Source organism: Oceaniserpentilla sp. 4NH20-0058, assembly GCF_040371755.1.
In the GTDB taxonomy this organism is placed as follows: Bacteria; Pseudomonadota; Gammaproteobacteria; order Pseudomonadales; family Oceanobacteraceae; genus Bermanella.
Map to the genome: position 1 here is coordinate 221,558 of NZ_BAABWE010000002.1, position 16,481 is coordinate 238,038.

General features: G+C 41.0%; 13 protein-coding genes. 1 reads left to right on the forward strand and 12 read right to left on the reverse strand.

The features are described 5' to 3' along the window. Positions 1–4: 4 nt before the first annotated feature. On the reverse strand, positions 5–2,617 hold the full coding sequence (locus tag ABWV45_RS04220; protein WP_353349006.1) for a hybrid sensor histidine kinase/response regulator: 2,613 nt from the start codon (positions 2,615–2,617) through the stop codon (positions 5–7). A 9-nt stretch (positions 2,618–2,626) separates the two neighbouring features. After that, on the reverse strand, positions 2,627–3,889 hold the full coding sequence (locus ABWV45_RS04225) for an ABC transporter substrate-binding protein (protein WP_353349008.1): 1,263 nt from the start codon (positions 3,887–3,889) through the stop codon (positions 2,627–2,629). Between the two features lie 270 nt (positions 3,890–4,159). Here ABWV45_RS04225 and ABWV45_RS04230 point away from each other — a divergent pair, with 270 nt between their 5' ends. Beyond that, positions 4,160–4,813 (forward strand): TetR/AcrR family transcriptional regulator, encoded by a 654-nt coding sequence (locus tag ABWV45_RS04230; protein WP_353349010.1) that lies wholly within the window; start codon positions 4,160–4,162, stop codon positions 4,811–4,813. Between the two features lie 42 nt (positions 4,814–4,855). Here ABWV45_RS04230 and ABWV45_RS04235 read toward each other — a convergent pair whose 3' ends face one another. The 10 genes from ABWV45_RS04235 to rimP form a co-directional block, all read right to left on the reverse strand. Further along, entirely contained in the window at positions 4,856–5,713 is an 858-nt protein-coding gene (locus tag ABWV45_RS04235) for a bile acid:sodium symporter family protein (RefSeq protein WP_353349012.1), read from the reverse strand. 89 nt (positions 5,714–5,802) lie between these two features. Next, positions 5,803–6,768 (reverse strand): ion channel, encoded by a 966-nt coding sequence (locus ABWV45_RS04240; RefSeq protein ID WP_353349014.1) that lies wholly within the window; start codon positions 6,766–6,768, stop codon positions 5,803–5,805. A gap of 117 nt (positions 6,769–6,885) precedes the next feature. After that, complete coding sequence (locus ABWV45_RS04245) at positions 6,886–7,371, reverse strand: FKBP-type peptidyl-prolyl cis-trans isomerase (protein WP_353349016.1); 486 nt, start codon at positions 7,369–7,371, stop codon at positions 6,886–6,888. A gap of 227 nt (positions 7,372–7,598) precedes the next feature. Continuing rightward, positions 7,599–9,695 (reverse strand): polyribonucleotide nucleotidyltransferase, encoded by a 2,097-nt coding sequence (pnp, locus tag ABWV45_RS04250; RefSeq protein WP_353349018.1) that lies wholly within the window; start codon positions 9,693–9,695, stop codon positions 7,599–7,601. Between the two features lie 244 nt (positions 9,696–9,939). Next, positions 9,940–10,209, reverse strand: coding sequence for a 30S ribosomal protein S15 (rpsO, locus tag ABWV45_RS04255; RefSeq protein WP_353349020.1), 270 nt, complete (start codon positions 10,207–10,209; stop codon positions 9,940–9,942). Between the two features lie 88 nt (positions 10,210–10,297). After that, on the reverse strand, positions 10,298–11,266 hold the full coding sequence (truB, locus tag ABWV45_RS04260) for a tRNA pseudouridine(55) synthase TruB (protein WP_353349022.1): 969 nt from the start codon (positions 11,264–11,266) through the stop codon (positions 10,298–10,300). A gap of 34 nt (positions 11,267–11,300) precedes the next feature. Continuing rightward, positions 11,301–11,693: a 30S ribosome-binding factor RbfA gene (gene rbfA / locus ABWV45_RS04265; RefSeq protein ID WP_353349024.1), complete on the reverse strand. Its 393-nt coding sequence runs from the start codon at positions 11,691–11,693 to the stop codon at positions 11,301–11,303. A 101-nt stretch (positions 11,694–11,794) separates the two neighbouring features. Next, the gene (infB, locus tag ABWV45_RS04270) at positions 11,795–14,194 is read right to left on the reverse strand and encodes a translation initiation factor IF-2 (RefSeq protein ID WP_353349026.1); all 2,400 of its coding nucleotides are present in this window, start codon (positions 14,192–14,194) and stop codon (positions 11,795–11,797) included. A gap of 29 nt (positions 14,195–14,223) precedes the next feature. After that, on the reverse strand, positions 14,224–15,717 hold the full coding sequence (gene nusA, locus ABWV45_RS04275) for a transcription termination factor NusA (protein WP_353349028.1): 1,494 nt from the start codon (positions 15,715–15,717) through the stop codon (positions 14,224–14,226). A 19-nt stretch (positions 15,718–15,736) separates the two neighbouring features. Further along, positions 15,737–16,207 carry a ribosome maturation factor RimP gene (rimP, locus tag ABWV45_RS04280; RefSeq protein WP_353349030.1) on the reverse strand — a complete coding sequence of 157 codons (471 nt, stop codon included), beginning with the start codon at positions 16,205–16,207 and terminating at the stop codon, positions 15,737–15,739. Between the last annotated feature and the right edge of the window lie 274 nt (positions 16,208–16,481).

A 16,481-nucleotide genomic window follows, 5' to 3' on the forward strand; every position in this document is an offset into this window, starting at 1 on the left:
AGCTTTACGATAAATAAAGGCTAAGGGTTTTATACAGGTTATCAATGATTAAAGGCTTTGTTAGGTAATCCGTCATGCCACTTTCCTTCGCATTTTTGAGGTCTTCTTTTAATGCATTAGCTGATAACCCGCAGATCACCAAGTCATCATAACCAAGCTCTCTAAGCTTTTGAGTGGCGGTATAACCGTCCATTTTCGGCATTTGAACATCCATTAAAACGAGGTCATAATTATTAACAGCGACTTTTTCAATGGCTTCTTCCCCATTCTCGGCTATATCAAAGGTTAAGCCCAATGTTTCTAGCATATCTCCAGCTACCAACTGATTAATCTGATTATCTTCTACTAATAGTATGTGACCTGATAGCTTATCTTGCTCATCTTCTTTACTTACCTCTTGTTCTTGCTTGGTTTGATTATCTAAAATCGTTTCTAAGAACTGCTGAAACTGTCTTGGAGAAAATGGGTGCTCCAAAATTTTAATACCAGAAAACGCCTTTAATATACTCTGTTGGCTATTTTCATTAGATTCCAAAATACAGCCAAGAATTTTATGGTGATATAAAGCAGAAGTAATGCATGTTTCATTCAGCGCATTTAATCCTTCAAATAAAATGTATTGGTGTATATCGTCTTCACATATTACATTCTTAATTTTTTCATCTGAAATTATTTTTAATTTATGAGTTTGTTTTTCATTAAAATTTAGAAGCCACTCTTCCACTTCATATTTAGGGATATAACAAATATTTTCACATTCAAGCGGTAATAGTGCTGTTTCATTTCCTGATATTGGGCAAGTTATTGAGACATGTATTTGTGTGCCTTCATTGACTTTAGAATGCACGTCAATTTTACCATTCATCAACCTTATTAGCTGATCAACAATGGTTAAACCAAGACCCGTACCTCCGTACTTGCGGCTAATAGAGCCATCTGCTTGTGTAAAAGATTCAAAGATAGTATCGAGCTGATCTTGATTCATACCTATGCCGGTATCACTAACACTGAACAGTAATTTATTATCTTCATAATCAAAGCGAACGTGCAGACCACCTAAATCTGTAAATTTAATTGAATTACTACAGAGATTTAACAGTATTTGACTAATCCTAAGAGGGTCGCCTTCTAATTTTTTCGGCACTTTTCCACTCACCCATACTTTAAAGATTAAGTTCTTTTCTTTTACTCTTACCTGCATGGATGAAATTATATTTTCAATGATATTATTAATATCAAATTCAATGTGCTCAATTTCCATTTTCCCTGCTTCTATCTTAGAGAAGTCTAAAATATCATTAATAACATTCATCATAATCTGACCAGAATACGCAATACGATCAAGATAATCTTTTTGTTGCAATTTCAAATCGGTTTTTTTCATTAAATCAACTAGCCCAACAATACCGTTCATAGGAGTACGAATCTCATGACTCATATTCGCTAAAAACATACTTTTAGACTTAGTCGCTGACTCTGCGCGCTCTTTTTCTTGTTCTAATTGAATATTGAGGACTTCTTGATTTGCAATCATATCCTGTGATTGCACCAATAAATCTTTCGTCAAATTATTATTATTATGAAAGACCTCAGCAGCTCTGGCTAAATCACCGATTTCATCTTGACGCTGGACATCAGGAATACCTTCAATCTCTTCTCCCTTGGACAAACGATTGAAAACATATGTCAGTGTTTTTATCGGATACAAAAGCCGCTTAGATAGATAGACTGCAATGACCAAAATAATCAATATTGATATAATACTGACTATTGCATGTTGTTTTTGAATTTTTACGCTTGATATTTTTGCTTTACTATCAATGTCAGATTGATAAGAATTGGCTTGTTCTCGAATTTTTTTCGTCAAAAATAAAAACTCATTAGCAGACCCCGCCATGACAACATTCACTAAATATAAGTACCCTCTATTTAATTGAATTAAACGTTGAAAGTCTGCCTTAATACCCTTGAGAGCTGTGACTATGGGATTCATATCGTCAGAGGTTAATTTAGAAATCAATTCGCCTGTTTTTTCATAGAATAACGCACTATCTTTAGGGTCTAATGACTTCAGGTATGAATTAACAGACTGCCTAACATCTATAAATAGCGTTCTTATACCCACATTATTTTTATAATCTTTTTCTTTTGCATTAAACTGATCAAATACAAAATTTAATTCATCATTAATATTGATAATTGACTGCTGCTGTTGAGATCTCGCATGAATAACCGAAGAGAAATTTTCTTCATAATCTTGTATATGTTTTACCATGCGATCAAACATATCTTTATCAATCTGATACTCTCCTCCTTTCACCATGCTTTCTGATAAAATAATTATTTTTTCTTGAATACTTTGCACAACAGTTGTGAATCTGTGAATTGAGCTGTCACTTGCAGTTTCTTTATATATTAAGAGGTTTCTTTGAAGGTCTATAACATCACGCTCTAGCTCATATATAATACTAATATTGTCATAGGTGCGTATAAGTAGATTTTGATTATCAGAAAGTACAGACAAACTGGTTCTTGCAGCAAAAAGCTGAGTTAATAGAGTTATCGCTAAAATAATTAACGCGATATTAACTTGAGAATGTAGGGTTTTAAATTTCATCCATTTTGCCTAGGCACTCACAAATTCATACCATTTTTGTAAACTATAATCATAAGAAGGCATGACTGTGTTCCAGACTGCCACATTAGAAAACCTCTGCTCGTAACTCCCCCCTGTTCTCGTTTGCCCCATTTTTACTGAGATTTTATCATCTGTGCCTTTCAAGTCTTTTCTTGCCGCTTTACCTGCATACCAATAATCCCATTCCTCTGGACTCAACAGTGGTTTAGAGCGTTGTGGATTCGAAATATAATATCCTTGTCGCGCGATGAACGCCCCTGGCCAACCTGAAAGCCACCAGTTCATGTACTCATATGCGGCATCCTTTTCACGGCCTTGGGTTGTTTTAGACAAACACATCACTCCGTGCCACCCCCGATACCCTTCTTTAGGTGCTGCGTATGTGACAGGTATACCTCGACCATTAAGTGCCGACACGCCAGGAGAGAACATACTCTGTATGACAACACGCCCAGACTCCATAAACTCTACGGACTCAGGGACTGATGTCCAAAATCCACTAAAATGTCCTTCCTTCTTCATTTTTATTAATACATTAAAAAGCTTATCCAATTCTTTTGTAGTAATTGAACCAATATCATTAAAAACCACTAGTCCTTTTGCTTGCGCTGCCAAAGCCAGATCAAAAAGACCAATAGTCGGTGCATTTACAATTGCGACTTTACCGGCGTATTTTTTATCTAGTAACCAACCCCAGCTCTCTGTTTCATAGGGAATGCCTTGATTGATTGTATTTGTGTTATAACCAAATGAATCAACATTATGAACATAAGGCAAAAAGCTCACATGATCAGATTCATCTTGCCCCAAATCACCGTCATCTTGGACATACAAAATCTTATGAGGGGCATCACCGGCCCCTATATGAGCATCAGGAACTAATCGCCCTGTTTTAGATAAGCCATTTATCTCATCCCAATGGGTTATACGACGCGTATCGATTGATTGAATGGAACCAGATTGCCAAAGAATATTGATGCTATTTGACCACTGCTCATATAAGTCAAATGATTGGGGAGAAATAGAAGCTTTTTGTAGCACCGCAGCGCTGCCTTTTGGTTCAAATACCACCTCTATTCCTAAATCAGCCATAGCTTGCTTACGAATGGCTTCTTGCAAGGTAACATGTGTACCTAACACTCTAATTTTAGTGGTCTTTTTAGCAAATACATAAGGTGCTTTTGCAGCAATACATGCTGCTGCACCTGCTTTGGCCAGTGTTCCAAGGGTTTTTCGCTTGTCTTGATCCATATAGCTGTACCCAACCGATAGATTATCCTCGCTTAAGTATAGACACACGATAGGAAATTCAACCTACGAGTACTAACTGTAAAGTCTGTAATGGAAGGTTTTTACTTATTAATACCACTTTATATGCAGAATCATTTACAAAAGCTTTCGATTATTCGATTTACATTAAAACTAGACAAAACACGACAGTACAATAGCACCTATTGTCCTTATCCTGCCAATCAAGCTGAGGTATGATGCGCCACATTACGAATAGGAAGAATGTTAGCTGTGAATACACCTGAAACCCCTAAAAAAAGTAAAATCAGAGAGCGCAACAGCCAACAAATTATTGAAGCTGCTGAAGCGGAATTTGTTTTACATGGTTTTAAAGGCACATCCATGCAATCTATTGCGGATCGTGCAGGTTTACCAAAGGCAAATATTCACTATTACTTCAAAAATAAAGCTAACTTATATCAAGCCTTATTAGAAAACATCCTAGAACGTTGGACTGAACTATTAACAGACATGCACGCTGATAGCGACCCTAAAGATGTGCTATCACGCTTCATCCGTAATAAGTTGCATATGTCGTTCACTCAACCTAATCCATCCAAAATTTTCGCCATGGAAATCATTCAAGGGGCTCCTTATATTCGCCAATACTTAAGAACCGACCTGCGTGACTGGGTAAATGAAAAAGTGTCTGTAATCCATCAGTGGATTGAACAAGGCAAAATAGCAAATATTGACCCTACACAATTAATATTTATGATTTGGGCTACAACACAACATTATGCAGATTTTAACGTTCAAGTATTAGGTATAATGGACAAAGAAGAATTAACAGAAAAGGATTATCAAAAAATATCTGACTCAGTTACAAATATGATTCTATCTAGTTGTGGTTTGCAGTACCCTCGAAAAAAAGGTGGTTTTTAAACCACCTTTTGTTATTCACTCATGTTTGAGCTTCTACTAATCTTATGTTCTTTTTGACCAGAAGCCTGCAAATAATGCTCCTGTTACAAACATAATAATGCTATAGCAAGTTGCTGCAATTGCCATTGCTGAATTTTCTAATAGGGTCAACGCGATGAGCAACGCTAATGTCCCATTTTGAAAACCTACCTCTATACTAATTGCCTTGCTTTGGGCGACATTTAAATAAGCAAAGCGTGCCAGTAAATAGCCAAGCAGCATACAAGTAATATTAAGAACAAAAGCAGCTAAACCTATTTGCGCAAAATAACCTCCCATGGCTTCCCAGTTATTCTTAATGACCATTGCGACTACCAAAAACAAAAAGACAACTGAAAAAATCTTAACCGGTTTTTCTGCTTTTTTAGATAAAGAAGGTTTCTTAAAATTGACAAACATACCGATACAAATGGGAATTATGGTAATTACGATCAACTGTGCAATGGTTTTTAGCACAGGTAACTCTATGTATGCTTCTTCGCCCATTAGCACCCCCATAAACATGACGATTAGTACAGGCACAGTAAATGGTGCAATAAGACTAACAATTGAAGTTAACGTCACTGATAATGCTATATCGCCATTCGCCAAATAGGTATATAAATTAGACGTGGTGCCACCTGGGCACAAGGCTAATATCATAAAACCAACGGCAATTGCTCCAGTCATACTAAAACTAAGCACAATTAAATACGCAATAACAGGTAATAAAACCATTTGGGCCAACACACCAAATAGAACGGCTTTTGGCTTAATCATGACTATTTTGAAGTCTAAGGGTTTAAGTGATAAACCCATACCTAGCATAATGATAAATAGCGATATGGGTAGTATGACTTTAATTAAATTTGTCGCTTCCATTTGAGCCCCTTTGTTTATTATTTTCACACGAGGATACTGTCATGCAGGATAGTTTGCCAAGCACTATATGTTATTTAAAAGCAGAACAACTAACGAGTCATCTTTTTAACAAACACCACCACAAACAATGCAATTGTGAAACTACCAAGAAACGCCTCAACTGCAGAAAACAACCGACTAATACCAATCGGAACCAAATCACCATAACCAAGCGTGGTAAATGTCACCACACTGAAATACAAAGAATTCAGAAATGAGTATATGTTTTCACTTATTGAAGACGTGGATTGATAGCTAATTAAATTACCCGCATCAGCAATACCAAACCACCAATAGATTAAAGAGAACATAACAATCACACACAATGAGAACCCAATCACTCGTAATGGACGCTCACCATACCCACAAAACACGTCCACGGCCTTTGACATCAGCCTATGCACTGAATACTGAGGCAATTGATACCGGCGCATAGTCATTTCTTTAATAAAAAAATGTCCTGCAAGTTCAAATAATCCATGTAACTCACTTACTTTCCTTAAATGCCTAAATACCTCTTCAGCTTGAACGAAAAATTCACGAGCCTCATTAGGCTTATTGTCTTTTTTAGCCTGCGCTGCTAATTTTTCTTGATAAAATGTATCCCCCCATTGAACACGCTCGATCTTTGCTTCTTCCAGTTTTGCACCTAATAGGTTCGCATTATCTAAATTTGCAAAATGAAAATTACTTCCTGTGCAGTCTGCTTTCATTAAAGACGCTTGGGATAAGTCCACACGAAACAAATGCGCATGGCGCATATTGCACCTATATAAATCGGATTTTGCCAAACTATAGGTTATGTTTTTATCATGGGAGACTAAATTTAAATTATCTAAATTGGCACCAGCCAAAGCCACCCCTTCCATTGAATAGCCTGATTTTGCTAATTCAGATAATTCATTAGCTAGGTTCATACCTTGTTTGTTAATTGTCGGATCGTGCCAAAAACAAAAGCCGTTTTCTAAAGCTTCTAATTGGCATTGCTCTGCATTTTCAAATATATAAATACACATAAATCACATCTCCACTCATGTTAGTGTAGATCAGATTTGAGCATTATTTTTAGTTCATACAGGCAAAAAAAATGGCGAAGCACTTACGTGCTTCGCCATTCATTTTAATCATTATGATTAGTGCTGGTGACCACCTGGTCCGTGTACATGACCATGTTCTAACTCTTCTGCACTAGCATCGCGAATATCTTTAATTTCCCCAGAGAACGCTAAAGGAATGCTTGCTAGAGGATGGTTAGCATCAATAGTAATCGTATCACCTTCGATTCCGGTTACCTCTACAACGACTGGACCTTGTGGGCCATCAGCGGTAAATGCCATACCCACATCAATTTTTTCAATACCTTGAAAAGCTTCTCTTGGTACTTGTTGAACCAAAGATTCATCACGTACGCCGTAACCTTCTTCAGGAGATACAGTTACATCATAGCTATCACCAACTGTTTTTCCTGCTAGCTCAGTTTCTAAGCCAGGAACAAGGTTATTAAAACCATGTAGGTATACTAATGGCTCAGAACCTTGAGAAGATTCGATCAAATCACCGGTTTCTGCATTTTTAACCGTAAACTCTAGGGTTACGACTTTATTTTCTGCAATTGTCATGGCTACTCCTATTGGTTTCGCCGTTTTAAGCTAGCGCTTAAAGTGAATGTCTTTTTGCGGATAAACCTAATGGGCACTGCATTAAGTTTATATCTTACTTTGTACTATAAGCTGTTATTGAGGCAGTTAATGCTAGGCAAAAAATCTTTTTCGCGAGGCACATAGCAGCGCTATGTAACGAGCAAAAAAGATTTTTTAACAACGCAATAACAACGTAAATCAGCTTATTAAGCGTCGATGCCTTTTAGGGTCAGCTTAATACGCCCTTTATTATCAACATCCAATACTTTAACCTTAATCGCCTGACCTTCTGTTAGGTGATCGGCTACATTCTCAACACGCTCTTCAGAGATTTGAGAAATATGCACTAGGCCGTCTTTACCAGGCAAGATGTTAACAAACGCACCAAAGTCTACGATTTTTTGTACTTTACCTTCGTAGATTGTACCCACTTCCGCTTCAGCGGTAACCGCTTCAAACATACCTTTGGCTTTTTCTGCCGCCGTTTTTGTTAGTGCGAAAATGCTGATGATTCCAGTGTCACCAATATCAACGTCAGCGCCGGTTTCATCACAAATACCACGGATAGTAGCGCCGCCTTTACCAATTGCTTCAGCAATTTTATCTGAAGGGATTTTCAGCGTTAGGTAAGTCGGTGCGTTATCTGGCATTTCAGAACGTGCAGTAGGTAACACTTCATTCATTTGCTTCAAGATGGTCATACGCGCTTCAAGAGCTTGGCCTAACGCGATTTCCATGATCTCTTCAGTAATACCTTGGATTTTGATATCCATTTGAAGTGCAGTAATACCTGCTTCAGAACCGGCTACTTTAAAGTCCATATCACCAAGGTGATCTTCGTCACCAAGAATGTCAGTCAGAACGGCAAATTTCTCGCCTTCTTTAACCAGACCCATTGCGATACCAGCAACAGGGGCTTTAAGAGGCACACCCGCGTCCATCAATGCAAGTGATGCAGAACATACCGATGCCATTGAAGATGAACCGTTAGATTCAGTGATCTCAGAAACCACACGTACGGTGTATGGGAAATCTTCTAGTTTAGGCATCATGGCTTGAACACCACGACGAGCCAAACGACCATGACCCACTTCACGGCGACCAGGCGCACCCATACGTCCACACTCACCTACAGAGTACGGAGGGAAGTTATAATGGAACATGAAGTTGTCTTTAGTCACTTCGTGTAAGAATTCTACGGTTTGTGCATCACGGGTAGAACCTAACGTCACTGTACCGATAGACTGAGTTTCACCACGAGTAAACAATGCTGAACCGTGGGTGCCTTTAAGTACGTTAGTTTGAATGTTCAGGTCACGTACGGTTTTGTTATCACGACCATCGATACGTGGTTCATGATTAACGATACGCTCACGTACTACTTCTTTTTGAAGTTTTTTGAACAATTTAGAAACGTCGTCTGCATTGCTAACGTCGTCTTCTTCTTTAACAAACTGTTCTTTTAATTTAGCGCTGATGGCGTCTACTTTGGTGTAACGCTCCATCTTGTCGCTCACTTGGTAAGCGCTCGCTAGCTCAGCACCAAATGCGGCTTTCATATCAGAATAAAGTGCATCATTGAAAGACGGTGCAGTCCATTCCCAACGTTCAGTACCTTCTGCTGCGGCAAATTCTTTGATGGCTGCGATCACACATTGGAAACCTTCGTGTGCGAATAACACACCACCTAGCATTTCATCTTCGCTTAACTCAAGCGCGTCAGATTCAACCATTAATACTGCGTCAGTTGTACCGGCTACTACCATGTCTAGCTCAGAGGTTTTAAGCTGTTCAAATGTAGGGTTTAGTACGTAACCGCCGTCACGAGTATAACCAACACGCGCCGCACCAATTGGGCCGTCGAATGGAATACCTGAGATAGCCAATGCCGCAGATGCACCGATCATTGCAGCGATATCTGGATCGTTTTCAGTGTCCGCAGATAATACTTGAAGTACCACTTGTACTTCGTTCATGTAACCTTCTGGGAAAAGAGGGCGAATTGGACGATCGATTAAACGGCTCGTTAGTGTCTCTTTTTCGCTTGGGCGATTTTCACGCTTGATGTAACCACCTGGGATTTTGCCCGCTGCGTAGTATTTTTCTTGATAGTTTACAGTCAACGGGAAGAAATCTTGACCCGGCTTCATGTCTTTTTTACCGGTAACCGCTGCTAATACTTGAATATCACCCATGGTGACAAGTACTGCACCGCTTGCTTGACGTGCAATGCGCTGTGTTTCTAACGTAACTTCTTGACCACCGAAGGTAAACGTTTTTGTTACTGGAGTAAGATCTAACATAAATTTCCTTTTGATTGATTTGGAAACCCGTTGCCTTCTTCTGTACTTCCAAGCATTAGCCCTTTCTCAACTTGAGTCCAAGCGAAAAGGCGAATGGGTAGAAACACAGTTTTGAACAAGTTAGGTATTCCGTTTTTCTATTGCAGTGTTAATTTACAGTGTGTTTATGACAACTTGAATTGAGTCCGCACACATAAACAAATAGCAAAAACCCCCGTGAGGGGGTTTAAGCTTTTAACTAATCTTAGCGACGTAGACCTAGACGCTTGATTAGAGAAGAGTAACGAACAATGTCTTTACCCTTTAGGTAATCCAACAATTTACGACGTTGGTTTACCATGCGAATTAAACCACGACGTGAATGGTGATCTTGCTTGTTCGCTTTGAAGTGATCTTGTAGACCGTTGATGTTGTGAGTCAACAATGCTACTTGAACTTCAGGAGAACCAGTGTCGCCTTCCGCAGTTTGGTATTCTTTAACGATGGCAGCTTTCGCTTGAACATCTAAAGCCATGATATTTTCCTCATAGGTATATGCGTTCATAAAGGTTAAGGAAGATAATCACCGTGCATATAAACAGCGGTATCCACCTGAAAGTACCTTATTGAGTCAATACAGACGCCAATTCCGGCACTTTCACTAAACGCTTAAGGGCAATGACCCCGCTAGCGTTCATTTCGCCAAATCCAACTAGGTATTCCTGCTGATTATGACAAAGGCGCAATTGTACCTGAGGCAATGGCTTGTCACCAGCGTCTAAGGTCTTAATTGTCCGTCCAAACTGTAAATCTCGAGCCTGATCCACAGTGACTTGAATGATAGGCACGCTTTCAAGGGCTGTATAGGTCGGAAGTAGCCGATTATCCATGCTTGAGTAGTCGTCCGAGCCCTCTGGTTTCAAGGCTTTCAGGGCGTCTAAGGTGATCATCATATCTTGCTGATATGGCCCTGCCGCTAAACGACGCAACACCGCAACAAAACCCAATGTCCCTAACGCTTTTGCCACATCTTCCGCCAATGAACGAATATAGGTGCCTTTAGAGCATGTCACATCTAATTCTAGGTAATCCTCGCCAAATCCCACCAGTTCAAGCTTATGAATGGTGACCTTACGTGCCTTGGATTGAATATCAAATGCCACCCCCTCACGGGCCAACTCATACAGTTTTTTGCCTTCATGCTTAAGGGCAGAATACATGGGTGGCACTTGTGTGATTTCACCACGGTATTGAGCCAATGCTTGCTCAATCATGGGTTCTGTTAAGACAGGTATGCTGGCTGTTTCTAAGATTTCGCCTTCGATGTCAGCAGTATCTCTGGACTCACCTAGCTGAACACGAGTGGTATAGCGCTTATCACTGTCCAATAGGCGCTGGCTAAACTTAGTAGCTTCACCCAAACAAATAGGCAGTACACCTGTGGCGATAGGATCTAATGCACCGGTATGTCCTGCTTTTTGCGCTTGATAAAGCCATTTTACTTTTTGCAATACGGCATTTGAAGTCATACCTGGTGGCTTATCAATCACTAGAATGCCGCTAATCTCGCGGCCTTTTTTCTTGCGGGCCAAAACTACTCTCCGCTATTAAATAAACGAGGGGCGATTATTCGCCAGGGTTGCGGTCTTTATCTTCACGAGTCGCTTTATTGATCAAGTTTGTTAATTTATGACCGCGCTCTAGAGATATATCGTAATGAAAACGTGGCAAAGGTGTGATGCGTGTTTTCATAATTTGAGATAATTCTGTACGTAAAAAGCCAGCCATATCATTTAACACTTTTTCAGTTTCTTTAATGGTTGGCTCGTCCGCTTCCACCATACCCGGTTTCATTACGGTAAAATAAATATCCGCATAACCTAGGTCGGTTGCTACCTTCACTGCATTCAGAGTGACTAAACCTAAACGAGGGTCTTTCACTTGAAATTGCAGCATTTGAGCAAGATCTCGTTTAATTTGCTCACCTAAGCGTTGAGTACGACTGTAATCTTTCGCCATTTTTAAATTCTCTTAAAACAAATAATCCCCAAGAAGCATGCTTCCTGAGGATTTAATACATTCACCCATAAAAATATGGGGGAATGGCTAAGTGTTTACCGTTAGATGGTACGAGCAAATTCTTTAACATCAAAGACTTCGATCTGATCGCCTTCTTTAACATCGTTATAGCTCTTAACCGCGATACCACATTCAGTACCGGTACGAACCTCTTGCACGTCATCTTTAAAGCGACGTAGAGACTCAAGCTCACCTTCGTAAACCACCACGTTATCACGTAGTACACGGATTTTCTTGTTACGGTGAACCGTACCTTCGATAACCATACAGCCTGCAACCGCACCAAATTTCGGTGAACGGAATACATCACGTACTTGTGCAATACCCACGATTTCTTCACGTAGCTCAGGCGCCAACATGCCAGACATAGCTTGCTTAACATCATCGATTAAATCGTAAATGATGCTGTAATAACGCATATCTAAACCAGTGTTTTCAACCACACGCTTAGCCGAAGCATCCGCACGTACGTTAAAGCCAAAGATAACGGCATTAGAAGCCGATGCTAAGTTCGCATCCGTTTCAGTAATACCACCTACACCGCTGGATACGATAGTCACTTTAACTTCATCAGTAGATAACTGCTGTAAAGCACTGATCAAGGCTTCAAGTGAACCTTTAACATCGGTCTTCACAACTAAGTTCAAGCTTGACGCTTGCGCATCGCCAGACATATTGAATAGTGCATCCAATTTGGCCGCTTGTTGTTTAGCTTGATAAACTTCTTTTTCTTTAGTGTGACGAATCTCAGCCACTTCACGAGCGCGTTTTTCACTCTCCGCGACTAAGAATGAATCACCTGCACCTGGCGGTGTATCTAGACCAAGAATCTCAACAGGAATCGATGGGCCCGCTTGATTAATCGGCTGACTGTTCTCATCAAGCAACGCACGCACACGACCAATAGAGGTACCGGCTAGTACGATATCGCCTTTTTTCAGCTGACCGTTTTGAATCAATAGAGTAGCAACTGGGCCACGACCTTTATCAAGACGAGATTCAACCACCACACCTGTGGCAGGGCCATCAGCAACTGCCGTTAACTCTAGCAATTCAGATTGCAATAGAACCGCTTCAAGTAGCGCATCAATACCTTCACCAGAGTGAGCCGAAACCGGTACAAATTGTACGTCACCGCCCCATTCTTCAGGAATCACATCTTTTGCTGCTAGTTCGTTTTTAACACGATCAGGATCAGCTGCTTCTTTGTCCATTTTGTTAATGGCAACCACAATCGGCACGCCAGCAGCGCGAGCATGCTGAACGGCTTCTTCGGTTTGAGGCATCACGCCATCATCCGCGGCAACCACAAGGATTACGATATCCGTAGACTGAGCACCACGAGCACGCATAGCGGTAAACGCGGCGTGTCCCGGTGTATCTAGAAACGTCACCATGCCTTTGTCTGTTTCTACGTGATATGCACCAATGTGCTGAGTAATACCACCGGCTTCGCCGCTGGTCACACGAGTTGAACGAATGTAATCAAGTAGTGATGTTTTACCATGGTCAACGTGACCCATTACGGTAACAACAGGCGCACGTGACACTTGCTCACCGTCGTATTTCACTTCTTCCATAAAGCTATCTTCAACCGCGTTGTCACTTACTTGCTTGTACTTGTGACCCATTTCTTCAATCACAAGAATAGCGGTATCAATATCTAGAATTTGGTTGATGGTGGCCATCACACCAAGCTTCATTAGCTCTTTAATTACTTCGCCCGCTTTAACGGCCATACCTTGAGCAAGCTCCCCCACGGTAATGGACTCGCCTTTTAGCTCAACTTCACGAATAATCGGTGCTGTTGGCTGTTTGAAAGCGTGCTCACTGTCTTCATGGCCTCGACGCTTAGGTGCTGCACCGCGACGTCGATCATCCATTGAGCCTTCACGACGGCGACCTTTGCCACCTTTGTTTTTGTCACCAAAGCGTTTGTTTTCTTTTTCTTTATCTTTGTTACGAAATTCTTTTTTCTTGCCCGAGCGATCGTCACGATCACCAGCCGGTGCTGGCGCTGGTGCAACGTAGTCATTGCCTTTAGCTGCTGGTTTACGCGCAGCTGGCTTAACTGCACCTTTAGCATTTTTCCCTTCTGCAGGTTTACGCTTAGGTGCTGATTTTGCGTCTTTTTTCTGCTCGTCTTCTTTTACGATAGTGCGCTTTTTACGTACTTCGATATTAACGGCTTTTTTACCCGCCCCCGTGTTTAACGTGGTGGTGGTTTTACGCTTTAATGTAATTTTTTTCGGGCCATCTGCATCAGACGCCTGCTCACCGTGACTCTTCTTTAAAAAGGTAAGAAGGGTTACTTTTTCTTCGTTGCTTACTTTTTCGTCACCACTTTTATGTGGTAAACCCGCTTCGTTCATTTGAGCAACTAAACGTTCAACTGGTGAGCCCACTGCTGCAGCTAACTGTTTTACCGTAATTTCTGCCATTCGAATCTTCTCCTCCCGCCTGTGGCTGCCTATTCGGTTTCTTCAAACCAGGGCTTACGCGCGGTCATAATTAGTTGGGCGGCCTTCGCTTCGTCGATGTCTTCAATACCAACAATATCGTCTACACCTTGCTCAGCAAGGTCTTCCATTGTGCAGATGCCACGGCTCGCCAACACTAAGGCCAAGTGTTGATCCATTCCTTCCATATTCAGCAAATCGTCTGCCGGTTTTGCGTCTTCTAGTTTTTCTTCACTAGCAATGGCTTGGGTTAGCAAAATATCTTTTGCGCGAGACTGTAATTCATCAACGATTTCTTCATCAAAACCATCAATTTCTAACATCTCTTCACGTGGCACATAGGCAACTTCTTCTAAACCGGTAAAGCCTTCCTCTACCAGTACCGAAGCAACATCTTCATCAAGATCCAAAGCTTCCATTAGTGTTTCGACTAATGAGCCTTGCTCTTCTTCTTGTTTTGCACCTGCTTCTTCTTCGGTCATTACGTTAATGGTCCAGCTGGTAAGCTCGGATGCCAGTTTTACGTTTTGACCACCACGACCAATGGCAATCGCCAATTGATCATCAGAAACAGCAACGTCCATGGTGTTGGTTTCTTCATCCATAACAATGGATGCTACTTCTGCTGGGGCGAGCGCATTGATAACCAGTTGCGCTGGGTTATCATCCCAAAGCACAATATCAACACGCTCATTGCCTAATTCATTTGATACCGCTTGCACACGGGCACCACGCATTCCCACACACGCTCCAATTGGATCTATGCGTTGGTCATTGGTTTTAACCGCGATTTTTGCACGGCTACCTGTATCGCGGGCGGCCGCTTTAATTTCAATCACTTCTTCGCCAATTTCTGGCACTTCAATTCGGAATAGCTCGATCAGCATTTCGTTTGAAGCTCGGCTCAACATTAGTTGTGGGCCACGATTCTCTGGGTTCACAGACATTAATACGCAGCGAACACGATCATTAATGCGGAACACTTCACGCGCAACCAGTTGGTCTCGAGGCAGCAATCCTTCTGCGTTTGCACCTAAGTCAACAATGATGTTGTCACGGGTTACTTTTTTAACAGTTCCGTTTACAAGTTCACCAACACGATCAACATACGCTGCAGTAATTTTTGCGCGCTCAGCTTCACGCACTTTCTGCATGATGATTTGTTTAGCTGCTTGTGCTGCAATACGTCCAAAATCTGGATTTTCAGCCTGCTCTTCGTATACGTCACCTTCTTTAAGGTTGGTATCGATATCAGCCGCTTCTTGCATGTTCAATTCAGAACCTAACGCCGGAACCACTTCATTACTTACAATGGTCCAACTGCGAAATGTTTCATAGTTACCAGTACGACGGTCAATAGAAACACGAATCTCAGGCTCTTCATCTTCGTAACGTTTTTTAGCCGCTGCTGCTAAAGCCAACTCAATGGCTTCAAAAATAACTTCTTGCTCTACGCCTTTCTCGTTAGAAACAGCTTCGGCAACTAGCAGTATCTCTTTGCTCATAACCTTGCCCTCGGTAATCCTATTTACCCTTGTGATCTTGGAATATTAAATTGGCTTTATCGATGGCATCAATTGGAAGTAAATATTCATGGTCATCTACATGAACCACAATATCTTCATCATCTTCGATGCCGACTAGTTTGCCTTTAAATTTACGCCTACCTTCAAAGGCATAACGCAATTTCACATCAACAAACTCACCAACGTAACGATTAAAATGCTCAAGGGTGAATAATGGACGATCCACACCCGGAGACGAAACTTCTAAGTTGTATTCTGATGTAATGGGATCTTCAACATCCATTACACCACTGACTTGCCTACTTACGAGTGCACAGTCATCTACATGGATGCCGTTTTCACTATCAATGAAAACTCGCAGCACAGAATTTTTGCCTTGGGCAATATACTCAAGCCCCCAAAACTCAAAGCCAAGAGCCTCAATTACCGGCTTTAACAGATCAATTAACTGCTGTTCTTTACTTGCCACACTCACTCCACAGATATAAAAATTGGGCTAATAGATGAGCCAGTTTTTACTACCAGTCATCCAGCCCAATCTTTAGCGTCTCAGTCATACTTCAAAAAACTGCTAAATATTGCTAGCGCTTGCTACCAACAAAAAACCCCTTATCGGAACCACTTTAAACATTGTTAAAGCAACTCCCCCAGGGGTTTTAATCATCAAGCCCTAAGGCTTGGAAATAAAAACGAGTGGCTAACCACCCAGCTAGTTGATACTAGACCAACTTCGCTCAAAATTC